This window comes from Streptomyces sp. NPDC047061 (assembly GCF_040643955.1).
In the GTDB taxonomy this organism is placed as follows: Bacteria; Actinomycetota; Actinomycetes; order Streptomycetales; family Streptomycetaceae; genus Streptomyces.
On the sequence record NZ_JBEYVI010000063.1, the window covers coordinates 1 to 24582 of the forward strand.

A 24582-nucleotide genomic window follows, 5' to 3' on the forward strand; every position below is an offset into this window, starting at 1 on the left:
CCTCCATCCAATCGGACCGGACCACACCCGCGCACCTCTTCCACCCCGCAAAATCCCACGTCACAGGGCTACAGAACGACTTTGCCGGGACCCTGCCGGGCCGCCAGGACCGCTATCGAGAGCCGTGTGTGGACAATGTCCACGAACTCGCCCGCCTCAGCACCCTGGCACTCCGGGATTTGACCGACCGACCGTTCGCCATCTTCGGACACAGTCTGGGCGCCATTGTGGCGTACGAGGTCGCCCGGAACCTCGCGGCCGCCGGTGCAGACAGGAACAGGTGCACCGGACCCGAGTCCATGTCCCCTCCCCGAGCCACCGGAACGCCGTCACACCGGAGGACCCGAACCCGGGCGCCGGCAGTAGCAGGGAGCTCGGGAAGCCGACCAGCACGGGATAGTACTGTGGTCGACGATATGTCAGACACCGTTCTTCCTGCTTCAGGTTCCCAGGCCGCAGAGAACTCCTCCGATCGCGTAGGCCTTCCGTTGTATTGGCTGAAGACCGGCGATCCGGGAACATCCGTGGCCGACTTCGGCGAGGGCGCCGATGCAAGAGTCCTGCTGCCGGACGACGAGCGCTTCGCCTCACTGCGCGAACGGCTGACGAGTCAGGGCGCCGAGGTCCGGGCGGTCAAGTACTGGGTGGAACAGGAGTTGATCACCAGCGGCGAGCCCGACACAGGCGCGGGTGAGCTGGCCGTGCGGACCGGGGTGGCCTACTCGGGGAACGCGCGTCCGACGTACAGCGAGGGGCCTCAAGCTGTTGTGGCTCGGGACGCGTTCGACACGATGTGGCAGACGCACGCCCCGCAGGACGAGGCAGAGACACCGGTGACGAGGATCCAGGAGGCGGTGCCTGCCTCCTGGGTCCCTTTTCTGCCGCACCCCACTCTCAACCCGGCTCAGGCTCAGGCGGCACCATCGGTGTTGGGGAGCAATGAACACCTCCTGGTGGTAGCGCCGACCGGCGCGGGCAAGACCACCATCGGGATGCTCGGGGCGCTGCGCGCGATCGTGGACGAAGGGCGCAAGGCCGTCTGGCTGGTGCCGCAGAGATCGCTCACGGACGAGTTGGAACGAGAGCTCGCGGTCTGGCGGCAGCAGGGGCTTCGGGTCGAGCGCCTCTCGGGCGAGTACAGCACCGACGTGGAGCGAGTGCGCCGAGCGGACCTGTGGGTCACGACGACGGAGAAATTCGAAGTCCTGTGCCGTACATCCTCGTTGCGCGAGGCGTTGGCGGAGGTGGGGTGCCTGATCGTGGACGAGGTGCACCTGCTCGGAGACCCGGAGCGTGGCCCCGTGCTGGAGGCCGTACTGGCCAGGGTCCGTGGTGAGGACTCACGGATGCGCATGATCGGCCTGTCCGCCACGGTTTCCAACGCCGAGCAAGTCGCCGACTGGCTCAACGCCCGTCTGATCCGGATCACTTGGCGTCCGAGTCGTCTGACCTGGCAACTGCCGACCGTACCGGTGTCATCGGACTGGAATGTCGCGCAGGCGGCGCGAACACGCATGACCAACAGCATCGTGGACATGGTCACCTTGGACGGCGGGAGCGTGCTGGTGTTCTGCGGCAGCAAGCACAGCGTGCGCAGCACGGCACTGGCGATCGCGGCGAGCAGGGGCGTATCCACGGCGGGAGTCCGTCCCGACGACCTGGACGGTGTGCGCAGAGTCTGCGACGCGGCGCGAATAGGTCTGCACTACAAGGACTGGGAGCACAAGAGGGAGGCAGAGCGGTCCTTCCGGGAGCGTCGCACAGACGTCCTTGTCGCCACATCGACGGTAGCGGCCGGCGTGAATCTTCCCGCGCGGGCCGTGGTCGTGCGGGACACGAAAATCGGCCACAGGGACGTCGATATCGCCACGATCCAGCAAATGTTCGGCAGAGCCGGCCGCCTCGGAGAGGGAGAGAACGCGGGGTGGGCATTCATGATCGTCGACGAGACGGAGAGACGCCACTGGCAAGGACAGCTGGCCGGCGGATACACCGTAGATTCGCAGATCAACTCGAGCCTCGCGGATCATGTACTGGCTGAGATGGTGCAGGGGCGTATCCGTACGGTGGAGGACGCCAGGGAGTGGTGGACCGGTACCTTCGCCCACCATCAGGGGAATCGGAGCACCCATTCCCTTCAGCAGGCGCTCAGGTTCCTGGCCGGGGCGGACTACTGCCGTCATACCGACGACGACGGCGTCGTTCCCACCGAACTCGGAGTGCTGACCACGCGCGTGATGGTGCCCACCGACATCGGATACCAGATACGGTCCGCCCTTGTTCGGACTGCGGTGCCACATGACGCGGACACCGCCGAGGAGACTCTGATCGATCTGGTGTCGAAGCTCGTTCCGAAGCTGTCGAGGGCACAGCTCGGTGAGAATCTCAAGCCCGCGGTGACCCGGCTGCGGCACAGCGGAGGGAAGCCGGCCGGTCTGACGACTCCGTCGGCCGGAGAGATCGACGATTTCCAACTGCCCTACGTTCCTGGGGATCTCGCGTCTGCCGCGTTGCTGACGGTGGCGAACACCCCGCAGGAGTTCGTCAACCCCCGATCCGACGTATGCGGTATTCCGCACTCGACACTGCGTCCGGTGTTCGAGGACGCCCCTCGCTATCTGCACTGGTTGGGCTCTCAGGGATATCTGGGGACCATTCATCCCTGGGTGGCCATTGTGGCGGCCGACATGAGCCGACGGGTCCGTTGGCGACGCTGCGGGCCTTCACGCGGCAGCGGACGGCTGCTGTGGATGTGCGAGAACATGGCTACCCCGGTGCATGCGGAGGCGCAGGTCCCGGCGCTGTGGAGGGCCGCCCGCGACCGGAACCTGGCGGCCCCCGACTGGGACACCCGGACGCCACCGGGCGGGAACCGACTGGATCTGCCGTCGTACGCGGCACTGCTGCGCGAGCGGGTCGGCGAAAACGAGTTGACGGTACGGGGGAACGAGGTGGTCGTGCGGGCTCCGCTCCGGAGGACCCTCACGACGTGGGTGGGTGACGAGTACCGAGCCCAGATTGTGCAGCGCGGAGAGAATGCGTATGCGTACCCGGACAGTGGCGAGTCTCAAGGCGGTGGGAGCCAGGCGGGCGGGGCGGCCTTGTTCTCGTGGCGTGGCGACTACAGGGCAACTGGATGGCTCGCCGTCTACTCGAGTGCATGACGGTGCGCGACCGGTTCCCGCTCGGAGTCGCACGCGGAGAACACCGTGCTGAAGAGACCTTTCCGGAGGCCTTCTTCTCAGGGATCACTGCCTTGACGCCGCGCCCGCGCGGACGAACCTGATTGCCGCAACACTCGTGCGCGACCTGCATCGTCGGCGCGGGGCTGGTGCCGTGGCGCGAGCTGTGTCGTGTCGTCGCCTGTTCTGCGCGTCGCGCAGGCGTCGGCGTTCGTCGTCGCGTTGATTCCAGGCATTGCGGTCCTGAGGGTTGGCCAGCGCGTCGTCGGGCGTCCGGACCGACCCGGACGCGCGGCGTCGACCCGTCGAACGAACCGGAGCCGCCGCCGGCAGGCGCGCGCCCGAGTCCAAGATCCGGGCCATTCCCGGGCCGATGCGTCCTCCGCCGACGGCAGCAGCCCCGTTTCCACAGGTCAGTGCACGAACCGCACATGTACAACCATGAGACCAAGGATCTGCTCGCGTACATCCTTCAGGGCCACAGGCTCAGCAAGCGCTCTCTCGCTGCCCGCCATCACGCCCTCTCAACCCACTCCTGACCTGGACCTACACGTCGGCGAGGCGGAAGTAGGGCGCATTCGACCCGGATTCGACCCCACTACCTCTCAATACAGAAATGATCACGTTCGATCTGCGGCGATACAATTTCTGCCGGTGTACCGCCAGTTCATGGCACAACAGTCGCTAGAAAACTCCCAAAGCTGCCATATAACGCGAAGCGGAAGCGCCACGGTTGACGCAACCCACCGAAGGAAACGCTCAGCGAACTCGCCGGCCCAGCCCAGTCCTGACTTCGCTCCCACAGACGAGCACCCGCCTGAGCACGCAGTTTTCCCAGCACCTTCCGTGAGGCGGAAGAGGTATTGCGCCCCGGTGACGCCCTTCCGGACGATGTCGCCATCACCCAACGACGGGAGCCGCAACGATGCCGCACATCACCGCGTTCGCCAGGAACCAGTGGTACGTCGCCGCCTACAGTCACGAGGTCGGGCGGGAGTTGCTCGGACGGACGATTCTCGGGGAGCCCCTCGTGTTCTACCGGGCGGCGGAGGACGGTACGCCCGTCGCCCTCAGCGACCGCTGTGTGCACCGCCGTTACCCGCTGTCGGAGAGCGGGCTCGACGGCGACCGGATCGTGTGCGGGTACCACGGGTTCACCTACGACCGGACCGGCGCGTGCGTGTACGTGCCGGGGCAGAAACGCATCCCGCGCACCGCCCGGGTCGCCTCCCACCCCGTGGTCGAGCAGGACTCGCTGGTGTGGGTGTGGGTCGGCGACCCGGCGCTCGCCGACCCGCAGGCCATACCTCGGGCGCGCCACCTCGACTCCCCCGGCTGGACGACCGTCCGCGGCATGGAGCCGATCGACGCCGACTACGGCCTCCTCGTCGACAACCTCCTCGACCTCTCCCACGAGACCTATCTGCACGGCGGCTACATCGGCACCCCCGAGGTCGCCGAGACCCCCATCACCACCGAGGTCGACGAGGGCGCCGGGATCGTGCGGGTCAGCCGGCACATGGACGACGCCGAGTGCCCGCCGTTCTACGCCCGTTCGACCGGGATCGCGGGGCGCATCACGCGTTGGCAGGACATCGAGTACCACGCACCGTGCCTGTACCTGCTGCACAGCCGGATCGCCCCGGTGGGTGTGGTGCCGGAGGCCGACGGCAGTGATCCGAACGGCTTCCACACCGAGATCACCTACGCGATCACCCCGTCCGCGGACGGCAGGGTGTACGACTTCTGGATGGTCTCCCGGGACTGGGCGACCGACGACGCCGAGGTCACCGAGTTCCTGCGGAGCAACAACCACACGGTGGTCATGCAGGACGTGGACGCCCTCAACCTCCTGCAGCGGACGCTGGGTTCGGAGCGGGCCGGCTACCAGGAGCTGAGCATCAACATCGACACCGGCGGTCTCGCCGCCCGCCGTATCCTCGCCCGGCTGGTCGAGGAGGGCGACAAGCCCGTGGAGAAGGTCCTGTGAGCGCACCGACCGGCGCGACCGGTGAGATCTACCGTATCGACTGGCTGCCGGGCACCGACGTCCTGCACGGCACCTGTCACTGCGGCGCCGAGCACACCGCCCAGGACCCGGTCGAGATGTGGGAGTGGATGCTCGGCCACCCCGAAGGCCACCGGCCGCGGTCCCAGGTTCAGGAACAGTCCCCGGAGCGCACCCCATGAGCCTGTACGAAGCCGAACTCGTCGTGACGGAACGCGTGTCGGCGGCCGAGGAAGTGGTCGCCCTGACCTTGCGGCATCCGCTGGGCGAGGAACTGCCGGGCTGGGAACCCGGAGCGCATGTCGATGTCGTGCTCGGGCCGGAGCTGGAGCGGCAGTTCTCGCTCTGCGGGGATCCCGGGGACCGCTCCGGCTGGCGGGTCGCGGTGCTCAGGGAGCCTGACGGGCGCGGCGGATCCGCCTACGTCCACGAGCAGTTGGGCGTCGGGGACAAGGTGCGGGTGCGCGGGCCGCGCAACCACTTCCGGCTCGAGTCCGCACCCCGCTACCGGTTCGTCGCGGGCGGTATCGGCATCACCCCGATCCTGCCGATGCTCGCCGCCGCCGAGGCCGCGGGCGCCGACTGGACGCTGCTGTACGGCGGACGGACCCGCCGGTCCATGGCGTTCACCGGCGAGTTGGCGCGGTACGGGGACGGGCGGGTCACCGTCGCCCCGCAGGACGAGAGCGGACTGCTGGACCTGGCCGCCGTACTCGACGACGTCCCGGACGGCACCCTCGTGTACTGCTGCGGTCCCGGGCCGTTGCTGGACGCGGTGGAGGAGCGCTGCCCGGCCGGCCTGCTGCGGGTCGAGCGGTTCCGGCCCAAGGAGCAACAGGCGGGCGAGGAGCGGGAGTTCGAGGTCGTCCTCGCGCAGAGCGGTCGTACCCTCACGGTCGCACCCGGCGTCTCCGTGCTCGACACCGTCCGGGCCGCCGGGGTCGAGGTGCTCTACTCCTGCACCGAGGGCACCTGCGGGACGTGCGAGACAGACGTCCTCGACGGCGACCCGGACCACCGGGACTCGGTGCTCACCGAGGAGGAGCGGGCGGCCGGGGAGACCATGCTCATCTGCGTGTCACGGTGCCGAGGGGCGCGTCTGGTGCTGGATCTGTGATCCGCAGGTCCGCCTCGATCCGCGCCACCGCCGCCAGCAGGTGCGGCAGCAGATCGCGGCGGGCCGCCCCGGCGGACGTCCGGCCGGAGTGCATCGCGAGCACCGCCCCGGCCACCACCCGGCCGCTCCGGTCCCGTACCGGAGCGGCCATCGTGCTGACCCCGGCCTCGGGATCGCCGTCCAGCAGGACGCAGTCGGATGGAGGCTCCCCGGCCAGCAACAGCCTCCCCGCCGCCGTCCCGCACGCAGGCAGGCGCGCTCCCACCGCGATCGTCGCCGCCATCACCCGCCGGGGCCGGGCGGCGGCGACCGGTACGACGGCGTCGCCGTCCAGCAGGTACAGCGCCGCCGACTCCCCGGCCAGCTCGGCGAGTTGTGCCAGATGCGGCTGCGCGAGGTGCGGCAGGTCCAGGCCCGAGAGGTAGGCGTAGCCGAGTTCCAGGACGCGCGGGGTGAGCCGGAAGCGGCGGCCGTCCGAGTGGACGTAGCCCAGGTCGGCGAGGGTGAGCAGCAGGCGGCGGGCGGCGGCCCGGGTCAGGTCGCAGGCGCGGGCCACCTCGCTGAGCGTGCGCGCCGGATGTTCGGCGTCGAAGGCCCGGATGACGGCCAGGCCACGCTCGAAGGACCTGACGAAATGCGGTGCGCGGGCATCCCTCGGCACATCCCTCGACATCGTCGCCTCCCGGCCAGCCTCATGGTCCGACACGGAGAACACGGTGAGAGCGCGTTTCGATAACTGTCAACAATTTTGTCAGCTAAACCCATTGACCGGGTTGCACGGCCGGTTCTACCTTCCCGCTGAGCACCAATCGAGCACCAGTGTGCGCACAGCGCACAGCCTGTCGGAACACCGTTGTCTGCACAGGAGGAGCCATGCGTCGTCTGCTTGCCGGTCTCGCGACCGGTACCTTCCTGCTCGCCACGGCGGCCTGCGGCTCCTCCGGGAGCGCGTCGTCCACCTCGACCTCGTCGGGCGGCACCACCACCGTCAAGGTGGGGATCATCCCCATCGTCGACGTGGCCCCCCTCTACCTCGGCCAGAAGGAGGGCTTCTTCAGCAAGCGCGGCCTGAAACTGTCGATGACACTCGCCCAGGGCGGCGCGGCCATCGTGCCCGGTGTGACGAGCGGTCAGTTCCAGTTCGGCTTCAGCAACATGACCTCACTGATGATCGCGCAGTCCAGCGGCGTGCCGGTGCAGGCGATCGCCAACGGCGTGGCCTCCACCGGCGTGGCGGGCAAGGACTTCGGCGGGCTCGTCGTGAAGAAGGGCAGCAGCATCACGTCGCCGAAGCAGCTGGAGGGCAAGAAGGTCGCCGTCAACACGCTGAAGAACATCAACGAGACCGCCGTACGCGAGTCCGTGCGCAAGGCGGGCGGGGACCCGGACAAGGTGCACTTCGTCGAGCTCGCCTTCGACCAGATGCCGGCCGCCCTCGACAAGGGCCAGATCGACGCCGCGATGGCGGTCGAACCGGCCCTTGCGACCATGAAGCTCCAGGGCGCTACCGAGATCGCCTCGCCGCTCGTCGACGTGGCGGCGAACCTGACCGTCGCCATGTACTTCACCTCGACGTCGTACGCGCAGAAGAACCCCGGCGTCGTGACGAAGTTCCAGGCGGCCGTGGCCGAGTCGCTGTCCTACGCGGACGCGCACCCGGACGAGGTCCGGCAGATCGTCACCACCTACACCAAGACCCCGGCGGACGTCCTGGCCAAGGTGACCCTGCCCAAGTGGCCCGCCGAGGCGAACCGTTCCTCGATCGAGACGCTGGAGAAGCTCAGCGAGCAGGACGGCCTCTTCAAGACGGCCCCCGACCTGGACAAGCTGCTGCCGTGAAGGGACTGAACACCGTGCTGGGCACGGCCGGGCTCGCGGCCTTCCTCGCCCTCGGCGAGGCGGTGCCGCGGCTCGGCCTGGTCAAGGCGGACTACTTCCCGCCGACCAGCAGGATCGCCCGCGCCCTCGGCACCGAACTCGCCGACAGGGCCTTCTGGTCGGCGCTCGGCGACACCCTGACCGGCTGGGCGGTGGGCCTGGCCGTCGCGGTCGGCGCCGGGATCGTGGCCGGCGTCGCCCTCTCGGTCGTCCCGCACCTGCGCGAGGCCACCGCCTCCACGATCGAGTTCCTCCGCCCGATCCCCTCGGTCGCCCTGATCCCGCTCGCGATCCTCCTCTACGGCACCGAACTCCGCTCGGTCCTCCTGCTCGTCGTCTACGCCTCCTTCTGGCAGGTGCTGATCCAGGTGATGTACGGCGTCCAGGACGTCGACCCGGTCGCCGAGGAGACGGCACGGTCGTACGGTCTCGGCACCTGGGCCCGGGTCCGCCACGTGCTGTGGCCGACCGCGCTGCCGTACGTGATGACCGGCGTCCGGCTGGCCGCCGCGGTCGCGCTGATCCTCACCATCACCGCCGAACTGGTCATCGGCGCACCGGGTTTGGGGCAGCAGATCGCGGTCGCCCAGGCCTCGCAGGCGGTCCCGGACATGTACGCCCTGATCGTGGTGACCGGGCTGCTGGGGCTGGTCATCAACGTGGGCGCCCGGTCGGTGGAGCGGCGGGCGCTGGCCTGGCACCAGTCGGTGCGCGGGGAGGTGGCGGTGTGAGAGCCGTACTGCTGAGGGCGGGGTACGTCCTCGCCCTGCCCGCCGTCCTGGTCGCGCTGTGGTGGCTGGCCTCCGACGGCAGCACGAACGTCTACTGGCCGCCGCTGCGCACGATCCTGAAGACCTTCCCGGACGTCTGGACCGGTCAGCGGCTCCACGACGACCTGCTGCGCAGTGTGCTGCGACTGCTCGCCGGATACGCGTCGGCGGCCGTCCTGGGCGTGGCCCTGGGCACGGTCATCGGCTCGTACCGGCGGGTGCGGGCGGTGTGCGAACCGGTCCTGGAGTTCCTGCGGGCGGTGCCGCCGCCGGTGCTCGTCCCGGTCATCATGCTGTTCGCGGGCATCGGCGACGGCATGAAGATCCTGGTGATCGTCAGCGGCTGTGTCTGGCCGATCCTGCTCAACACGGTCGAGGGGGTACGGGCGGTCGACCCGGTGATGGCGGAGACGGCCCGCTCCTACGGCATCACGGGCGCGGCCCGGCTGCGTACGCTGGTACTGCGTTCGGCGAGTCCGCAGATCTTCGCGGGCCTGCGGCAGGCGCTGTCGATCGGGATCATCCTGATGGTCATCAGCGAGATGTCCGCTGCCAGCAACGGGCTCGGCTTCACCATCGTGCAGTTCCAGCGCAGCTTCGCGATCCCCGACATGTGGACCGGGATCCTGCTGCTGGGCCTGCTCGGCTTCGCGCTGTCGGTGGTCTTCCAGGTGGTCGAGCGCCGGGTGCTCGGCTGGTACCACGGGCTGCGCGCGTCAACCCGGCGGTCCTGAATGAAGCTCGTGAAGGGGCGGTCCATGCTCGACGTACGCGGCCTGCAGAAGGTCTACGACGGATCCGGCCGCCGCATCGAGGCGGTGCGGGACCTCACGTTCACCGTGGAGGCGGGCGAACTCGTCTGTCTGGTCGGCCCGTCGGGCTGCGGCAAGACCACCCTCCTGAAGTGCATGGGCGGCCTGCTCACCCCGACGGGCGGTGAAGTCCTCCTGGAGGGCCGGAAGGTGACCGGGCCGCCGCCCGGGATGGCGTTCGTCTTCCAGGAGTACGGCCGCAGCCTGTTCCCCTGGATGCGGGTCGCCGAGAACGTGGAACTCCCGCTGAAGCAGAAGCGTTTGCCGCGCGGACGGCGCAAGGAGCTGGTCGCCGACGCGCTCGACTCGGTCGGTCTCGCGGACGCCGCCGGCGCCTACCCGTGGCAGCTCTCCGGCGGTATGCAGCAGCGGGTGGCGATCGCCCGCGCCCTCGCCTACGAGCCCCAGGTGCTGCTGATGGACGAGCCGTTCGCCGCCGTCGACGCCCAGACCCGGGCCGATCTGGAGGACCTGGTCCGGGGGTTGTGGCGGGAGCGCGGCATCACGATCCTGTTCGTCACCCACGACATCGACGAGGCGGTCTACCTGGGCCAGCGGGTGATCGTCCTGTCCGCCTCCCCCACGGTCGTCCAGGAGCAGCTGAAGGTCGATCTGCCGGACGAGCGGGACCAGTTGCACACGCGGGTCGCCCCGCGCTTCGCCGAACTGCGGACCCACGTCTACGAGCAGATCCAGGCGGCGAAGCGCGGGGGGACCGTTGCCGGTCCCCCGGGGAAGAGCGCGAGTTGAGATACGCGTCCACCTCAGAGCGCGAGCGGTACCGGCGGCTCAGTCGGTCAGCCAGGCCGCCGTGTCCTGCGGCAGCCTGCCTTCGTCGTCCAGCGGGCCGCTGCTGAGCAGGAGTCGGGAGTGGGCGGGGAGTTCGGCGGGGGTGGCGGCGAGGTTGACCACGCAGGTCACGCCCTCGGCCCGGGTGAAGGCGAGGACGCCCTCGGGGGCGGAGAGCCAGGTCAGCGGGCCGTCGCCGAAGTGCGGGCGCAGGGCGACGGCGCGCCGGTAGAGGGCCAGCATGGAGTCGGCGTCACCCTGTTGGCGGTCGACGGCGTACGCCTCCCAGCCGGCCGGCTGCGGCAGCCACGGCTCCTCGCGCGAGCCGAAGCCCGCGTACGGCGCCCCGGCCGCCCAGGGCAGCGGCACCCGGCAGCCGTCCCGGCCGGGGTCGGTGCCGCCGGACCGGAAGTACATCGGGTCCTGGATGCGGTCGACGGGGATCTCGGCCTCGGGCAGCCCCAGCTCCTCGCCCTGGTAGATGTACACGGCGCCGGGCAGGGCCAGGGACAGCAGGGCGGCCGCGCGGGCCCTGCGGGTCCCCAGCTCCAGGTCCGTCGGGACGCCGAAGGCCTTGGCCGCGAAGTCGAAGCCGGTGTCCTCGCGGCCGTACCGGGTGGCCGTGCGGGTCACGTCGTGGTTGCACAGCACCCAGGTGGCGGGGGCGCCGACCGGGGCGTGCTCGGCGAGGGTGGTGTCGATCGAGTTCCGCAGCCGGTCCGCGTCCCAGGGGCAGGACAGGAAGGAGAAGTTGAAGGCGGTGTGGAGCTCGTCGGGGCGCAGGTAGCGGGCGAAGCGTTCGGCGTCGGGCAGCCAGACCTCGCCGACGAAGACGCCGTCGTAGTGGTCGGCGACCGCGCGCCAGGAGCGGTAGATGTCGTGGAGCTCGTCGCGGTCGACGAAGGGGTGGGGGTGCGGGTGCGAGGCCAGGTCGGGCAGGTCCGGGTCCTTGGCGAGCAGGGCGGCCGAGTCGATGCGGACGCCTGCGACGCCCCGCTCGAACCAGAAGCGCAGGATGTCCTCGTGCTCCTGGTGGACGGCCGGGTGGGCCCAGTTGAGGTCGGGCTGTTCGGGGGTGAAGAGGTGCAGGTACCACTCGCCGTCGGGCAGCCGGGTCCACACCGGTTCGGTGGAGCCGACGAACTGCGACGGCCAGTCGTTGGGCGGGAGGTCGCCGTTCGGGCCGCGGCCGGGCCGGAAGTGGAACAGCCCGCGCTCCGGGCTGCCCGGTCCGGCGGCCAACGCGGCCTGGAACCAGGGGTGTTGGTCGGAGACATGGTTGGGGACGATGTCGACGATCGTCCGGATGCCCAGCTCGCGGGCCTCCGAGATGAGTTTTTCGGCCTCGGCGAGGGTGCCGAAGGCCGGGTCGATCGCCCGGTAGTCGGCGACGTCGTACCCGCCGTCCTTCATCGGCGACGGGTACCAGGGGCTGAACCACAGCGCGTCCACGCCGAGTTCGGCGAGGTACGGCAGTCTGGCGCGGACGCCCGCGAGGTCGCCGGTGCCGTCGCCGTCGTTGTCGGCGAAGCTGCGGACGTACACCTGGTAGATGACGGCCGAACGCCACCAGTCGTGGTCCTCGTGGTCCTCGTGGTCCTCGTGGTCCTTCGGGGCATGGCTGGGCTGTCCCACGGTGCGAACCTTTCTGTCGGAGGAAGGGCCGTCAGCCCTTGGTGCTGCCCGCGCTGATCCCGGCGATGATGTGCCGCTGGAAGACGAGGAACAGCGCGACCATCGGGATGCTGGCGATCACCATCGCGGCGATGAGCACGGTGAGCTGGATGTTCTGCGACAGCTGGACCAGGGCCACGCTGATGGGCTGCTTGTCGGTGTCGGAGAAGACCATCAGCGGCCACAGGAAGTCCTGCCAGACCGCCACCAGGGCGAAGATCGACACCACCCCGAGCACCGGGCGGGACATGGGCAGCACCACGGACCACAGGATGCGCAGCTTTCCGGCGCCGTCGATCTCGGCGGCCTCCAGCACGTCGCGGGGCAGCTGGTCGAAGAACCGCTTCAGCAGATACAGGTTGAAGGCGTTGGCGACGGCCGGCAGCCAGATGCCGAGCGGGTCGTTGAGCAGGCTGGTGTGGATGAACGGCAGGTCGGCGGCGGTCAGGTACTTGGGTACGACCAGGGCCTGGGCCGGGACCATCAGGGTGGCCAGGATGCCGCCGAGGATCACGTTGCCGAAGGCCGGCTTCAGCTTCGACAGGGCGTAGGCGGCGGCCGTGCAGAACACCAGCTGGAAGGCCCAGGCTCCGGCCGCCTGCACCACCGTGTTCCACAGGTGCTCCGGGAGCTGCATCAGGTCCCAGGCATCGGTGTAGCCGGACAGGTGCCAGTGCTTGGGGACGATGCTGGGCGGGGTCTGGGCGACCTCGTCCGGTGACTTCATCGCCCCGGTCACCATCCAGTACACGGGGAAGAGGAAGGCGAGCGCGAAGAGCAGGACGACACCGGCGAAGACGGTCCAGTAGACCGCCCGCCCGCGCGGACGGGCCAGCGTCGCCGGCGAGATCAGGGTGCGGGTGGCGCTGCTCATCCGTCCTCCCCGGAGCGGGTCAGCCGCAGGTACCCGGCCGAGAAGATGCCGAGCAGCACCAGGAGCATCACGCTGAGCGCGCAGGCGCCGCCGAAGTCGTTGTAGAGGAACGCGTACTTGTAGATCAGGTAGAGCACGGTGACCGTGGCGTTCTCCGGGCCGCCGCCCGTGATGACGAACGGTTCGGTGAACACCTGCATGGTGGCGATGATCTGAAGGAGCATCAGCATGAGGATGACGAACCGGGTCTGCGGGATCGTCACGTGCCGGATGCGCTGGAGGAGGTTCGCTCCGTCCAGTTCGGCGGCCTCGTAGAGCTCGCCGGGGATGGACTGGAGGGCGGCCAGGTAGATCAGGACCGTGCCGCCCATGTTGGCCCATGTCGCCACGATCACCAGGGAGATGAGCGCGGTGCCGGTGCCGTTGGTCCAGTTCGAGGTGGGCAGGTGCAGGAAGCGCAGGGTCTCGTTGGCGAGGCCGGCTCCCGGGTCGTAGAACCACTTCCACAGCAGGGCGCTGACCACCGGCGGGATCATCACCGGCAGGTAGACCACGACCCGGAAGAACGCCTTCGCGTGCCGCAGTTCGTTGAGGACCAGGGCGAGGACGAAGGGGATCGCGAAGCCGATCAGCAGGGCCAGCAGCGTGAAGGTGAGGGTGTTGCGCCAGGCCGCCGAGAACTCCGGGTCGTGCAGGACCCGGGTGAAGTTGGCGGTGCCGACCCACTCGGCGGAGGAGCCCGGCGTGTACTTCTGGAAGGAGATGACGACCGCGCGGATCGCCGGGTACCAGGAGAACAGGGCGAAGCAGATCAGTCCACCGAGCAGGAAGCCGTAGGCGCGGACCTGGTCGGTGATCCGGCGCCGCCTCCGGTCCCCTGCCGGGGGCGGCGCCGGGGCCTGTCGGGCGCCGACCGCCGCGCGGGCGGGTCGGCGCTCGGCCGTCTTGGTCATCGTGGTCAGCCCCGGGCCAGGATGCCGTCGATCTTGTCGTTGGCGTCCTTGAGGAGCTGGTCGATGTCGGCGTCCTTCTTGGTGAGGACGGCGGAGACGGTGCCGTCGAGGACGGAGTAGATCTGCTGGGCGTCCGGCGGCTCGATCTTCATCTGCAGGGACTGGTTGCCGTCCAGGAACGCCTGGTAGTTCTCCACCGGCACGTTGGCGTTGGCCTTCTTGACCGCCTGGTCCTTGGCGTCGGCGGCGCCGGTGAACAGGCGCGGCTCGGGCAGGCCGACGGGCGCGTTGTTCTTCTTGGCGCGGGCGTAGTCGCCGAGGAAGCCGTCACCGGGGGTGAGGAACATGGAGTCGAGCCACTTGAGGCCGGCGCGGATCTGGGCGGGGGTGTCCTTCTTGTTGAACATGTAGCCGTCGCCGCCGATGAGGGTGCCCTGGCCGCCGGGCATCGGGCCGAGGGCCAGGTCGTTGTAGTTGCCGCCCTTCTCCTTGACCAGGATCGGGATGTTGTCCGGCGCCGAGAGGTACATGCCGAGTTTGCCCGAACCCATCATCTGCTGCACGTCGTTGATGATGAGGAGCTGCTTGCTGCCCATCGAGTTGTCGGTCCATCGCATGTCGTGCAGGTTCTGCAGGACCGCGTGGCCCTGGGGGGTGTCGACGGTCGCCGACTTGCCGTCGGCCGACACCACGTCACCGCCCTGCGAGTACATCTCCGCCGTGAAGTGCCAGCCGCCCTGGTTCTGCGCGCTGTAGTCGGCGTACCCGACGGTCCCGTTGCCGAGCGCGGCGATCTTCTTGGCGTCCGCGCGGACCTCGTCCCAGGTCGTCGGCGGCTGGTCGGGGTCGAGGCCGGCCTGCTGGAAGAGCTTGCGGTTGTAGATCAGGCCCATCGAGTAGCCGGTGCGCGGGATGCCGTAGACCTTGCCGTCGACGGTGTAGATGTCCCGCAGCTGCTTCTGGATGGTGTCGTAGCTCTTGAGTTCCTTGAGGTAGGGCGTGAGGTCGGCCGCCTGGTTGATGTCCACGACGTGCTTGGCGTCGGTGAAGTACGTGTAGAACACGTCCTCCATCTGGCCGCCGGCCAGCTTGGCGTCGAAGGTCTTCGGGTCCTGGCAGGGGAACGCGTCGTGCGCGACGACGTCGATGTCCGGGTTCTTCTTCTCGAAGGCGGCGATGTCCTGGTCGAAGAACGACCGGTCGACCTTGGCGCTCTTCGGCGGCTCGCAGTTGACGGTGATGCGCGTCTTGCCGCTGCCCGCGTCGTCGTCGCCCGACCCGCAGGCCGTGGCGGAGAGCGCGAGCGAGGAACAGACGCCGAACGCGACGAGAGCACGGCGGAACCCGGTGCTGGACATCGGTGACCCCCCAGAACAGGAGCAGTTGGGCGCCGCACCGGGACCGGTGGGCGCCGCACACTCAAGCACCGGCAGCACCGCCGCGCAAGATGTCACGTAGAATCTGTAATTATTCGACAGAGGATTGGATCTGAAGCGCCTCAGGCTTTCGGCGCTTGCGCGGTCGACCCCCTGACAACCAGCTCCGGCTCGAACAGCAGCTCCTCCGCCGGCACGACCGCGCCGCCGATCTGTGCGTTCAGCAGCTCGACGGCGGCCCGGCCCATGGCCTCGATCGGCTGGCGGACGGTGGTGAGCGGGGGTTCGGTGCAGTTCATGAACGCCGAGTCGTCGTACCCGACGACCGAGACACGGGCGGGGACCTCGAACCCCTTGCGGCGGGCCGCGCGGACGGCGCCCAGAGCAAGGGGGTCGCTGGCGCAGATGATGCCGGTGACGCCCCGGTCGATGAGCCGGGACGCGGCCGCGTGACCGCCCTCGATGGAGAAGATCGCGCGGGCCACGAACTCGTCGGGCACATCGCCGATGGCCCGCGCGGCCGCCAGTTTCCGGGCCGAGGGGACGTGGTCGCCGGGGCCGAGGACCAGGCCGATGCGCTCGTGTCCCAGGGAGGCGAGGTGCCGCCAGGCCTGCTCCACCGCCACCGCGTCGTCGCAGGACACGCCCGGGAAGCCGAGGTGCTCGATGGCCGCGTTGACCAGCACCACCGGGATGTTGCGGTCGGCGAGCAGCCGGTAGTGGTCGTGCGGCGCCTCGGCCTGGGCGTAGAGACCGCCGGCGAACACCACGCCGGAGACCTGCTGTTGCAGCAGCAACTCCACGTAGTCCGCCTCGGAGACCCCGCCCTTGGTCTGCGTGCACAGCACCGGCGTGAGGCCGAGCTGGGCCAGGGCGCCGCCGATGACCTCGGCGAACGCCGGGAAGATGGGGTTCTGCAGCTCGGGCAGGACCAGACCGACGAGCCGGGCGCGTTCACCGCGCAGCTGGGTGGGGCGCTCGTAGCCCAGCACGTCGAGGGCCGAGAGCACCGCCTGCCGGGTCGCCTCGGAGACGCCCGGTTTGCCGTTGAGCACCCGGCTGACCGTGGCTTCGCTGACCCCGACCTTTTTGGCCACTTCCGCAAGTCGTCGTGTCATGCCCGCAAGACTAGCGCAAGATACGCAAGCCTTTTGCGTAACGTCACAAGGTCTGGATCACACCCGGCTGGCGGTCGCCGTGTCCGCCGAAAGTCGTTGCGCGAGGTAGATCGGGACGACGGACAGGAGCACAAGCACGGCCGCCACCACGTTCACCACCGGCGCCTGCTGCGGGCGGGTCATGTTGTCGAAGATCCACAGGGGCAGGGTCTGGACGCCCGGACCGGCGGTGAAGGTGGTGACGACGATCTCGTCGAAGGAGAGGGCGAAGGCGAGCAGCCCGCCCGCGAGCAGTGCCGAGCGCACCAGCGGGAAGGTGACGTCGACGAACGCGCGGAAGGTGTCGGCGCCCAGGTCGGCCGCCGCCTCCTCGTAGCTGCCCGAGGTGCGGCGCAGCCGGGCGACGACGTTGTTGAAGACGATCACGACACAGAAGGTGGCGTGCCCGACGACCACGGTGAACAGCCCTAGCCCGACGCCGAGCGGCTCCAGGACCGTGCTGAACGCCGAGTTGAGGGCGATGCCGGTGACGATGCCGGGCAGCGCGATCGGCAGGACGACCACGAAGGAGAGCGCGTCGCGGCCGAAGAAGCGGTACCGGGCGACCGCGAACGCGACCAGGGTGCCGAGCACCAGGGCGATCGCGGTGGCGCCCAGTCCCGCCTTGACCGAGGTCCACAGCGCCTCGCGGGCACCGGAGCTGTGCCAGGCGGCCGACCACCAGCGGGTGGTCAGACCGGGCGGGGGCCAGCTCGCGCTGCGGTCGGGGTTGAGGGAGTTGACGAGGACGAGGAGGAGGGGGACGTAGATGAGGGCGAAGCCGAGGGCGGCGGCGATGCGGAGGGCGATGCGCGCGGACCGGGAGAGTGTCATGTGTGACATGTGACATAGCACCCTGATTGTCAGAGGCTGCTCAACGCCCCCGTCCGCCGCATCGCCAGCAGATACAGCACGATGACGACGACGGGTACGGTGGCGAGCGCGGCGGCCATGGGCAGGTTGAGTTCGATGTTGGCGTAGACGAGGTTGCCGATGAGCTGGGTCTTGCCGCCGACGATCTGCACGGTGATGTAGTCGCCGAGGCTGAGCGAGAAGGTGAACACCGACCCGGCGGCTACCGACGGCAGCACCATCGGCAGGACGACGGACCGGAAGGTCCGCCCGGCCCGGGCGCCCAGGTCCGCCGACGCGTCGAGGAGGTTGTCGGGCAGCTGCTCCAGGGCGGTGTGGATCGGCAGGATCATGTACGGCAGCCACAGGTACGTCAGCGTCAGCACGGTGGCCGGCAGTCCGAAGCCCGGGCCGCTCAGGCCGAAGGGCTTGAGCAGCCAGTCGGCGAGCCCGCCCTCGGACAGGATCAGCCGCCAGGCGTAGACCTTGACCAGGTAACTCGCCCACAGCGGCGTGAGGATGGCGACCACGAGCAGCGGGCGCCGGCTCGGCCTGGCGATGCGGGCGGTGTAGAAGGCGACCGGGAAGGCGATCACCGCGCAGAGGGCGGTCACCGCGAGGGCGACGCCGACGCTGCGCAGGATCACCTGCCGGTACACCGGCGTGGTGAACAGCTCGTGGAAGTTGTCCGTCGACCACACCTTCACCACCTCGGAGGTGAAGGAGTCCGTGGTCCAGAACGCGGACACGAACAGCACGGCCAGCGAGCCGAGGTAGAGCACGGCCAGCCAGAGCAGCGGGGCGGTCAGCAGCAGGGCGAGGCGGAGCCGGGGGCGCCGGTGCAGCGCCCCCGCGGTCCGGGTGAGCAGGGCCATGGGTCAGCCCTTGATCTCGGTCCAGGCCTGCACCCACTTCGCGTACGGCACGCACTTGACGTCGGTGCGGCCGTCCAGGCACTGCTCGATGGGCGTGTTCCAGAAGGCGATGTTCTTCCAGTAGGTCTCGTCGGCCGCGTGGTAGGTGGTGCAGAAGTTCTTGTCGCTGGTCAGGTCGCAGGCCTTGGCGTTGGCCGGGGCCTCGCCGAAGTACTCGGCGACCTCGGCGTTGACCTTCGGGGAGACGATCCAGTTCAGCCACTGGTAGGCACAGTTGGGGTGTTTGGCCTTGGCGGAGACCATCCAGGTGTCGGACCAGCCCGTCGAACCCTCCTTGGGTACGAAGGCCTTGACCTTGGCGCCCTCGTCGGCGGCGAGGTTGGCGATGACCTGCCAGGTGGTGCCGATGACGGAGTCGCCGCTCTTGAAGGCGGAGATCTCCTTGAGGTAGTCGCTCCAGTACTCGCCGATGTCCGCGTTCTGCTGCTTCAGCAGGGCGACGGCCGCGTCGAACTGCTTCTGGTCGAGTGCGTAGGGGTCCTTGATCTTCAGCTCGGGCTTGGTGGCCTTGAGGTAGAGGGCCGCGTCGGCGATGTAGATCGGTGAGTCGTAGGCGGTGACATGGCCCTTGTACGTCGCCGCGTCGTCGAAGACGGCGGACCAGGAGGTGGGCGCGGGGCTGACCTTCTCGGTGTTGTACATCAGCAGGTTGGCGCCGCGGCCGTGCGGGATGCCGTACATCTGACCCTTGACCGAGTTCCAGGCGCCGTTCTTCAGGCCGCTGTAGATGTCCTTGTAGTTCGGTACGAGCTTGGTGTTGACCGGGGCGGCGTCGCCGGAGGCGATCAGGCGCAGGGAGGCGTCGCCGGAGGCGGAGACGGCGTCGTACTGGCCGGTCTTCATCAGCTTGACCATCTCGTCGGAGCTGGCGGCGACCTTGGAGTTGACCTGGCAGCCGGTCTGCTTCTCGAAGTCGGTGACCCAGTCCACCTTGGGGTCGTCGGAGCCGTCCTCGACGTAGCCGGCCCAGGCGATCAGGTTGACCTCGCCCTCGGACTTGCCGAGCTTGGCCAGGGGCTTGAGGTCGGGCGGGTTGAGTCCGGTCGAGGAGCCGGAGCCGGAGGAGCCGCAGGCGGTGGCGGCCAGCAGCAGGGCGGCGACGGCGGCCGCGGTGCGAAGACGGTTGAGGCGCACGACGTACTCCATGGCGTGAGGGACGGCGGTTCAGTCGGGAACGTGGACGGTGTGCCGGCGTTGCCAGCGCAGCCGGACGCGGGTGCCGCGGTAGGCGGCGACGTCCTTGGCGGAGGTGTCGAGGTTCTGCTGGAGCGCGGTGAGCCGACCGCCGCCGTCCAGGTCGACCAGGAAACGGGTGGCATCGCCGAGGTAGACCACCTCGGCGACGGTGCCCACGGCGGTGGCGTGCCCTTCCTCGTCCGGGGTGGTGGTCTCGTCGAGGACGCGGATCTTCTCGGGCCGGATGCTGTGGGTGCCGCTCTCGCCGAGCACGCGCAGGGCGGCCTCGCCGGTGAGCAGGTTGGAGGTGCCGACGAAGGAGGCGACGAACGCGGTGGCGGGGCGTTCGTAGATCTCGGCGGGGGTGCCGACCTGTTCGATGCGGCCCTGGTGGAAGACGGCGACGCGGTCGCTCATCGTCAGGGCCTCCTCCTGGTCGTGGGTGACGAAGACGAAGGTGATGCCGACCTCGCGCTGCAGGGCCTTGAGTTCGATCTGCATCTGCTCGCGCAGCTTGAGGTCGAGGGCGCCGAGGGGCTCGTCGAGGAGCAGGACGCGGGGGCGGCCGACGAGGGCGCGGGCGAGGGCGACGCGCTGGCGCTGGCCGCCGGAGAGCTGGGAGGGGCGGCGGCCGCCGTAGCCTTCGAGGCGGACCTCGGCGAGGGCCTTGCGGGCCCGGACCAGGCGTTCGGCCTTGGGGACCCGGCGGACCTTGAGGGAGTAGGCGACGTTCTGCTCGACGGTCATGTGCGGGAACAGGGCGTAGTCCTGGAAGACGGTGTGCACGTCGCGTTCGAAGGGGGCGCGGCGGGTGACGTCCTGCCCGGCGAGTTCGATCGTGCCCGAGGTGGGGCTCTCGAAGCCGGCGACCATGCGCAGGACGGTGGTCTTGCCGGAGCCGGAGGGGCCGAGCATGGAGAAGAACTCGCCGTCCCGGATCTCCAGGTCGACCCCGGCCACGGCGGTGGTGTCGCCGAACGACTTCCGCAGATCCCGCAACCGGATCGCGCTGGCCTCCATGGGCGGGAACCTTTCTGCCGTTCTCCTGCGTTGCACCTGGTGACCGGAAAGATATGAAGTCATAGTTCAAAGCTCAAGACCCTTCTGAGGTAAAGCTTGGGTCAACGCATAGGGTGGTGGGCCGTGAGACAGCAGCAGACGGACGGCGGCGCCCGAAAGGCCGTCTTCGCCCCGGTGGACACCGGCGCGCGGGTGGACGCCGTGGTCCGCCGGATCGGTGACGCCATCGACCTCGGCCTGCTCGCCGACGGGGAGCAGCTGCCCGGCGAGACCGAGCTGGCCGGACAGCTCGGGGTGTCCACGGTGACCCTGCGGGAGGCGCTGATGGCGCTGCGCCAGCAGGGTCTGGTGGTCACCCGCCGGGGCCGGGGCGGCGGCAGCTTCGTGTCCTCCCCCGAGGTGCCCGACCTGGAGCGGCTCACGGAACGGCTGCGCGGCTGGAGCCCCGAGGAGCTGCGCGACCTCGGCGACCACTGGGCGGCCCTGTCCGGCACCGCCGCCCACCTCGCCGCGCAGCGCACCGAGGACCACGACCTCGACCAGCTCCGGCGCACCACCGAGGAGTTGCGCGGGGCACCGGACGCGGCGGCGCGCAGCCGCGTGTACGGCCGCTTCCACGTGGAGCTGGCCGCCGCCGCGCAGTCGGCCCGGCTCACCCGGGAACAGGTCGCGCTCCAGACGGAGATCGGGGCGCTGCTCTGCCTTGTGCTCGGTGACGACGAATATCGTGAAGAGGTGGCGGACCGTCACCGGTCCGTAATCTCGGCCGTGCAGGATGGGGCGCACGCACCGGCCAGGGAGCTGGCCGAGCGGTGCGTACGGGACTCGACGGCGCGGCTCATCGCCCTGCGGCTGGCCTTGTAGCCGCACCGCGCCCGCTCCCCCGTCCGCTGGAGGGCACCATGAGCCGCAGCACCGTCCCCTCCGGCCCGTCCACGGCCACGCTCGACGCCGCCGAGGAGTACGTCGCCGCGCGGGTCGGCGACGCCCTGGAGGCGGTGTTCGACGCCGTGGCGGCGACCCGCGCGGACACGGCCGGGCTGCTGGCCCGGGTGGCCGCCGAGGGCCGCCGGCCGGTGACCGCGGACCTGGCCGCGCTCCGGCCCGGGCTCCATCTGCGGCTGGCCCGGCAGGAACTGGTGTCCGGTGTCGGGTTCGTGGCCGCGCCCGGGATGCTGGCCGACGTCCCGGCCTGGCTGGAGTGGTGGCAGAGCGACGCCTGCGGGGACGTACGGCCGCTTCTCCTCGACCTCGACCCGCGCACCTCGGCCTACTCGGACTACACGCACTGGGACTGGTTCGCGCTGCCCCGGGACTCCGGGCGGCGGGCGGTGGCCGGGCCGTACGTCGACTACCTCTGCTCGGACGAGTACAGCCTCACGCTGTCGGCGCCGGTGGAGGTGGGCGGCCGGTTCCTGGGCGTGGCCGCCGCCGACGTGTATCTGCGGCACTTCGAGGCGGCCGCGCTGCCGCTGCTGCGCCGGCTGCCGGGACCCGCGCGGCTGGTCAACGCCCGCGGCCGGGTGGCGGCGTCGTCGGACCCGGCGCAGCTGGCCGGATCACTGACCAAGGGGCCGGACTTCGCGGCGGTGCTGGAGAGCGGGCGGCCGGGCACGTTCGGCGGGCTGCGGCTGGTGCCGTGCCTGGGCGTGCCGCTGGTCCTGGTCGTGGCGGGCGGCTGAGGCGGGGCTGAGGCAGCGGCAGCCGTCGAGACGGGGCCGGACGTCACCGGCGTCCGGCCCGGCGCCGTCGGCGACCTGAACGCCGACGGTGCCGGGTCAGCCTTCGGGGGCCGGGACGACGGTCAGGTGGGCGCCCAGGCCGCCGGGCCGCCGGGAGCGGCGTGGGGCGGCAGCGGGGCGGGGTACGGCGCGCAGCACCAGGGTGTAACGCGCGTAGCCCATGTCCTGAAGGGTCTTGGGCGTTTCGCCTACGACCCGGCACTCGACTGCGCCCAGCAGCGGGTCCGGGTGCAGCAGCGGCCGGACGGCTCCGTCGAGCTGTGCGCCGTCCTCTCCGACCACGCGCAGCCAGTGCGGCAGGCCCTGCCGGAAGGCGGCCTCCATGATGGGGTCCTGGGCGATCTCCCGGCGGATCGTCTGGAGTTCGTGGTCGTGGCCGTACCGCTCCAGGGTGGTCTTGAACTGCGCCAGCATCGGCAGGCACCAGCCCGCCTCGTGGGCACCGAGGACCGCTCCGGCGTCCGGGTGGAACAGGACGAAGCGCAGGAAGTTGTCCCCGGGCATCGCGGTCGGATGCGGGGCGACCTCCCGGAAAAGTGTCTCGAACGCGCCGTTGGCGAGCACCACGTCCCAGCGGTGGTCCACCACCAACGAGGGAAAGGGGACGGCGTCCAGCAGTAACGCGTAGTCCTGGAGATACGCCTGGGCCTCCAGGCCCTCGGGGACGGGCCGCGGCGCCGGCCGCCGCCCACCTGCCTGATATGCCATCGGGAGGTCACCCCTCTTGCCTATGCGGCCTTCTCGCGGCGATGTGATCCTGCTGCTCCACCCTGAGTCATGTCAACTATCGTGGCATTTCATGCCTGTTGACGTCCGAAATTGGCCACAGTTGTGGCGAGACCTGGATGTGAGTTCGAACCACCCGCTAATCTCCGGGGGGTTCATGCGGGGAAGTTCACGGCAGCGCCTGTGAGAAGTCCCTGATTCCCCTGATTTTTCTGATTTCCCTGAGAGACGTAGGAGTTCTGTCGGTGACGGATGGCTACCAGGATCCGGGCGCCACGGCGACCGCCCAGCTGCCGGCCGCCGTCGCCCGCGTCACCGCGCTCGCCGACCGGCTGGGCGTGCCGCACGCCGAGGTCTTCCACGTCGGACGGCTCTCCTTCGCAAGCGGTGTCCCCGAACCCGTGGTCCGGGCCCTGCTGACCGGCCGCCCGGCGGGCGAGCCCGATGTCCAGGCCCGCTTCCTGCAACGCCTCGACCTGCTGCGCCGCACCCGGCTCAAGGCGAACGGCCGCAAGCACACCCAGCAGGAGATCGCCGACGGCGCGGGCATGTCCCGGCAGCAGGCCGGCGCCCTGATCAACGGTGACCGGCGGCCGACCATGGAGCACTGCGACGCCCTCCAGCGCTTCTTCCGCGTGCACGCGGGCTTCCTCACCGCCGAGGACCCCGAGGCGCTCGCCGGTGCCCTGCAGCGCGTCGAACAGGAGCTGCTGCAGAAGCTGGCCGACCGGGAGCGGGCCGCGGCGGAGGCGGCCGAGGACCCGCTGGAGCGGCTGCTGCAGGACCACGGGGTGCGCGGGATCGCCTGGCGGGCCGCCCAGCTGCCCACCGACCAGCACCGGGACAAGGTCGCGGAATGGCTGGACATGCTCCTGGAGAGCGTCAAGCGACCCGAGTCGTGAGCCGAGAGTCGTGAGCCGAGGGAGAAGAGTGGGCATCGGCAAGGACATGCGCCGGCTGAGCGGTGAGCTGGTCGGGGAGCTGACCCTGCCCGCGCCCGCCCCGCCGCAGGAGCTGTACCGGGCGCTGTGCGACGCGATGGGCCGTCGCCGCGGCCGCCGCGTCCAGTTCCGTACGGCGGTCTTCCCGCCCGGCACGGCCAGCGGGCTCTGGCTCGACCTGGCCGACCGCGACCTGGTCGTCGTCGAGGAACGCACCGTGCCCGACCACCAGTTGGTGATCCTCGGCCACGAACTGTGGCACATGCACGCCGAGCACTGCGGCCATGACGTGGAGGGGGTCGGGGTGGCCGCACGGCTCCTCGGCACTGCGGTCGGCGGCGGTGCGGGCACCGAGGCCGACCAGGCCGCGCTTCAGGCCGCCGTCCAGCGGGTGGCCGCCCGTACCCGCTTCGACCGGGCCGAGGAACGGGACGCGGAGACCTTCGGGCTGCTGCTGGCCACCAAGTGCCGGACCTGGCTCGCCGGTTCGGCCCTGCGCGGGCCGGTGCGCCGGCACGACGTGGCGGGCCGCATCGAGGTGTCGCTCGGGTACCTGGGGAAGTAGGCGGCAGGGCCTGGGGGGCCGCCGTCGGCGCGGCA

23 protein-coding genes and 1 pseudogene are annotated in these 24582 nt (G+C 69.9%); 13 read left to right on the forward strand and 11 right to left on the reverse strand.

Annotation, left to right across the window (positions count from 1 at the left end):
* Positions 1-92: 92 nt before the first annotated feature.
* From ABZ887_RS47010 to ABZ887_RS47030, 5 genes and pseudogenes are all read left to right on the forward strand, one after another.
* Positions 93-257, forward strand: a pseudogene (locus tag ABZ887_RS47010) (thioesterase domain-containing protein); the annotation flags it as partial.
* A gap of 267 nt (positions 258-524) precedes the next feature.
* A complete protein-coding gene (locus tag ABZ887_RS47015) occupies positions 525-3164 on the forward strand; it encodes a DEAD/DEAH box helicase (protein WP_361305168.1) in 2640 nt (879 codons plus the stop codon).
* 943 nt (positions 3165-4107) lie between these two features.
* Positions 4108-5172: an aromatic ring-hydroxylating dioxygenase subunit alpha gene (locus ABZ887_RS47020; protein ID WP_361305102.1), complete on the forward strand. Its 1065-nt coding sequence runs from the start codon at positions 4108-4110 to the stop codon at positions 5170-5172.
* Positions 5169-5372, forward strand: coding sequence for a hypothetical protein (locus tag ABZ887_RS47025; protein ID WP_361305104.1), 204 nt, complete (start codon positions 5169-5171; stop codon positions 5370-5372). Before ABZ887_RS47020 ends, ABZ887_RS47025 begins: the two co-directional genes overlap by 4 nt.
* The gene (locus tag ABZ887_RS47030) at positions 5369-6307 is read left to right on the forward strand and encodes a PDR/VanB family oxidoreductase (protein ID WP_361305106.1); all 939 of its coding nucleotides are present in this window, start codon (positions 5369-5371) and stop codon (positions 6305-6307) included. The genes ABZ887_RS47025 and ABZ887_RS47030 overlap by 4 nt, the downstream gene beginning before the upstream one ends.
* Here ABZ887_RS47030 and ABZ887_RS47035 read toward each other — a convergent pair.
* Complete coding sequence (locus ABZ887_RS47035; RefSeq protein ID WP_361305170.1) at positions 6258-6980, reverse strand: helix-turn-helix domain-containing protein; 723 nt, start codon at positions 6978-6980, stop codon at positions 6258-6260. The two genes, ABZ887_RS47030 and ABZ887_RS47035, sit on opposite strands and share 50 nt — an antisense overlap.
* Positions 6981-7180: 200 nt before the next feature.
* Between ABZ887_RS47035 and ABZ887_RS47040 the strand changes: the two genes are divergently transcribed.
* From ABZ887_RS47040 to ABZ887_RS47055, 4 genes are read left to right on the forward strand one after another with little or no spacing between them, the layout of a single operon-like run.
* Positions 7181-8146 carry an ABC transporter substrate-binding protein gene (locus ABZ887_RS47040; RefSeq protein WP_361305108.1) on the forward strand — a complete coding sequence of 322 codons (966 nt, stop codon included), beginning with the start codon at positions 7181-7183 and terminating at the stop codon, positions 8144-8146.
* Positions 8143-8916, forward strand: a complete 774-nt coding sequence (locus ABZ887_RS47045) for an ABC transporter permease (protein ID WP_361305110.1) — start codon at positions 8143-8145, stop codon at positions 8914-8916. The genes ABZ887_RS47040 and ABZ887_RS47045 overlap by 4 nt, the downstream gene beginning before the upstream one ends.
* Positions 8913-9689, forward strand: coding sequence for an ABC transporter permease subunit (locus tag ABZ887_RS47050; protein ID WP_361305112.1), 777 nt, complete (start codon positions 8913-8915; stop codon positions 9687-9689). The genes ABZ887_RS47045 and ABZ887_RS47050 overlap by 4 nt, the downstream gene beginning before the upstream one ends.
* Positions 9690-9713: 24 nt before the next feature.
* Entirely contained in the window at positions 9714-10517 is an 804-nt protein-coding gene (locus tag ABZ887_RS47055; RefSeq protein ID WP_361305114.1) for an ABC transporter ATP-binding protein, read from the forward strand.
* 39 nt (positions 10518-10556) lie between these two features.
* Here the strand turns inward: ABZ887_RS47055 and ABZ887_RS47060 are convergent, their stop codons facing one another.
* The 9 genes from ABZ887_RS47060 to ABZ887_RS47100 all read right to left on the reverse strand — a co-directional run bounded on the left by ABZ887_RS47060 (position 10557) and on the right by ABZ887_RS47100 (position 20573).
* The gene (locus ABZ887_RS47060; RefSeq protein ID WP_361305116.1) at positions 10557-12191 is read right to left on the reverse strand and encodes a glycoside hydrolase family 13 protein; all 1635 of its coding nucleotides are present in this window, start codon (positions 12189-12191) and stop codon (positions 10557-10559) included.
* A gap of 31 nt (positions 12192-12222) precedes the next feature.
* On the reverse strand, positions 12223-13104 hold the full coding sequence (locus tag ABZ887_RS47065) for a carbohydrate ABC transporter permease (RefSeq protein ID WP_361305118.1): 882 nt from the start codon (positions 13102-13104) through the stop codon (positions 12223-12225).
* A complete protein-coding gene (locus ABZ887_RS47070; protein ID WP_361305120.1) occupies positions 13101-14057 on the reverse strand; it encodes a sugar ABC transporter permease in 957 nt (318 codons plus the stop codon). The genes ABZ887_RS47065 and ABZ887_RS47070 overlap by 4 nt, the downstream gene beginning before the upstream one ends.
* A gap of 5 nt (positions 14058-14062) precedes the next feature.
* Positions 14063-15415: an extracellular solute-binding protein gene (locus ABZ887_RS47075; protein ID WP_361305122.1), complete on the reverse strand. Its 1353-nt coding sequence runs from the start codon at positions 15413-15415 to the stop codon at positions 14063-14065.
* Positions 15416-15555: 140 nt separating this feature from the next.
* Positions 15556-16551, reverse strand: a complete 996-nt coding sequence (locus ABZ887_RS47080) for a LacI family DNA-binding transcriptional regulator (RefSeq protein ID WP_361305124.1) — start codon at positions 16549-16551, stop codon at positions 15556-15558.
* A gap of 57 nt (positions 16552-16608) precedes the next feature.
* Entirely contained in the window at positions 16609-17424 is an 816-nt protein-coding gene (locus ABZ887_RS47085) for an ABC transporter permease (protein ID WP_361305126.1), read from the reverse strand.
* Positions 17425-17453: 29 nt separating this feature from the next.
* The gene (locus ABZ887_RS47090; protein ID WP_361305128.1) at positions 17454-18317 is read right to left on the reverse strand and encodes an ABC transporter permease; all 864 of its coding nucleotides are present in this window, start codon (positions 18315-18317) and stop codon (positions 17454-17456) included.
* A 3-nt stretch (positions 18318-18320) separates the two neighbouring features.
* Positions 18321-19523: an ABC transporter substrate-binding protein gene (locus tag ABZ887_RS47095; protein WP_361305130.1), complete on the reverse strand. Its 1203-nt coding sequence runs from the start codon at positions 19521-19523 to the stop codon at positions 18321-18323.
* Positions 19524-19541: 18 nt separating this feature from the next.
* Positions 19542-20573: an ABC transporter ATP-binding protein gene (locus ABZ887_RS47100; protein ID WP_361305132.1), complete on the reverse strand. Its 1032-nt coding sequence runs from the start codon at positions 20571-20573 to the stop codon at positions 19542-19544.
* A 123-nt stretch (positions 20574-20696) separates the two neighbouring features.
* Between ABZ887_RS47100 and ABZ887_RS47105 the strand changes: the two genes are divergently transcribed.
* Both ABZ887_RS47105 and ABZ887_RS47110 read left to right on the forward strand, forming a co-directional pair.
* Positions 20697-21437, forward strand: a complete 741-nt coding sequence (locus ABZ887_RS47105) for a GntR family transcriptional regulator (protein ID WP_361305134.1) — start codon at positions 20697-20699, stop codon at positions 21435-21437.
* Positions 21438-21475: 38 nt separating this feature from the next.
* Positions 21476-22255 (forward strand): hypothetical protein, encoded by a 780-nt coding sequence (locus tag ABZ887_RS47110; protein WP_361305136.1) that lies wholly within the window; start codon positions 21476-21478, stop codon positions 22253-22255.
* A 96-nt stretch (positions 22256-22351) separates the two neighbouring features.
* On the opposite strand, the gene ABZ887_RS47115 is transcribed toward ABZ887_RS47110, so the two are convergent.
* On the reverse strand, positions 22352-23023 hold the full coding sequence (locus tag ABZ887_RS47115) for a hypothetical protein (protein WP_361305138.1): 672 nt from the start codon (positions 23021-23023) through the stop codon (positions 22352-22354).
* 263 nt (positions 23024-23286) lie between these two features.
* Here ABZ887_RS47115 and ABZ887_RS47120 point away from each other — a divergent pair, with 263 nt between their 5' ends.
* Together ABZ887_RS47120 and ABZ887_RS47125 are read left to right on the forward strand one after the other, a co-directional pair.
* Complete coding sequence (locus ABZ887_RS47120) at positions 23287-23943, forward strand: helix-turn-helix transcriptional regulator (RefSeq protein ID WP_361305140.1); 657 nt, start codon at positions 23287-23289, stop codon at positions 23941-23943.
* Between the two features lie 46 nt (positions 23944-23989).
* Positions 23990-24547 carry a toxin-antitoxin system, toxin component gene (locus ABZ887_RS47125; RefSeq protein ID WP_361305171.1) on the forward strand — a complete coding sequence of 186 codons (558 nt, stop codon included), beginning with the start codon at positions 23990-23992 and terminating at the stop codon, positions 24545-24547.
* Positions 24548-24582: the final 35 nt, after the last annotated feature.

Excerpts from the sequence above, each read along its gene's own strand:
- ABZ887_RS47070 (WP_361305120.1), bottom strand. The coding sequence starts at position 14,057 with ATGACCAAGACGGCCGAGCGCCGACCCGCCCGCGCGGCGGTCGGCGCC.
- ABZ887_RS47090 (WP_361305128.1), bottom strand. The coding sequence starts at position 18,317 with ATGGCCCTGCTCACCCGGACCGCGGGGGCGCTGCACCGGCGCCCCCGG.
- ABZ887_RS47085 (WP_361305126.1), bottom strand. The coding sequence starts at position 17,424 with ATGACACTCTCCCGGTCCGCGCGCATCGCCCTCCGCATCGCCGCCGCC.
- ABZ887_RS47055 (WP_361305114.1), top strand. The coding sequence starts at position 9,714 with ATGCTCGACGTACGCGGCCTGCAGAAGGTCTACGACGGATCCGGCCGC.
- ABZ887_RS47080 (WP_361305124.1), bottom strand. The coding sequence starts at position 16,551 with ATGACACGACGACTTGCGGAAGTGGCCAAAAAGGTCGGGGTCAGCGAA.
- ABZ887_RS47040 (WP_361305108.1), top strand. The coding sequence starts at position 7,181 with ATGCGTCGTCTGCTTGCCGGTCTCGCGACCGGTACCTTCCTGCTCGCC.
- ABZ887_RS47095 (WP_361305130.1), bottom strand. The coding sequence starts at position 19,523 with ATGGAGTACGTCGTGCGCCTCAACCGTCTTCGCACCGCGGCCGCCGTC.
- ABZ887_RS47030 (WP_361305106.1), top strand. The coding sequence starts at position 5,369 with ATGAGCCTGTACGAAGCCGAACTCGTCGTGACGGAACGCGTGTCGGCG.
- ABZ887_RS47110 (WP_361305136.1), top strand. The coding sequence starts at position 21,476 with ATGAGCCGCAGCACCGTCCCCTCCGGCCCGTCCACGGCCACGCTCGAC.
- ABZ887_RS47125 (WP_361305171.1), top strand. The coding sequence starts at position 23,990 with ATGCGCCGGCTGAGCGGTGAGCTGGTCGGGGAGCTGACCCTGCCCGCG.
- ABZ887_RS47035 (WP_361305170.1), bottom strand. The coding sequence starts at position 6,980 with ATGTCGAGGGATGTGCCGAGGGATGCCCGCGCACCGCATTTCGTCAGG.
- ABZ887_RS47115 (WP_361305138.1), bottom strand. The coding sequence starts at position 23,023 with ATGGCATATCAGGCAGGTGGGCGGCGGCCGGCGCCGCGGCCCGTCCCC.
- ABZ887_RS47075 (WP_361305122.1), bottom strand. The coding sequence starts at position 15,415 with ATGTCCAGCACCGGGTTCCGCCGTGCTCTCGTCGCGTTCGGCGTCTGT.
- ABZ887_RS47020 (WP_361305102.1), top strand. The coding sequence starts at position 4,108 with ATGCCGCACATCACCGCGTTCGCCAGGAACCAGTGGTACGTCGCCGCC.
- ABZ887_RS47100 (WP_361305132.1), bottom strand. The coding sequence starts at position 20,573 with ATGGAGGCCAGCGCGATCCGGTTGCGGGATCTGCGGAAGTCGTTCGGC.
- ABZ887_RS47065 (WP_361305118.1), bottom strand. The coding sequence starts at position 13,104 with ATGAGCAGCGCCACCCGCACCCTGATCTCGCCGGCGACGCTGGCCCGT.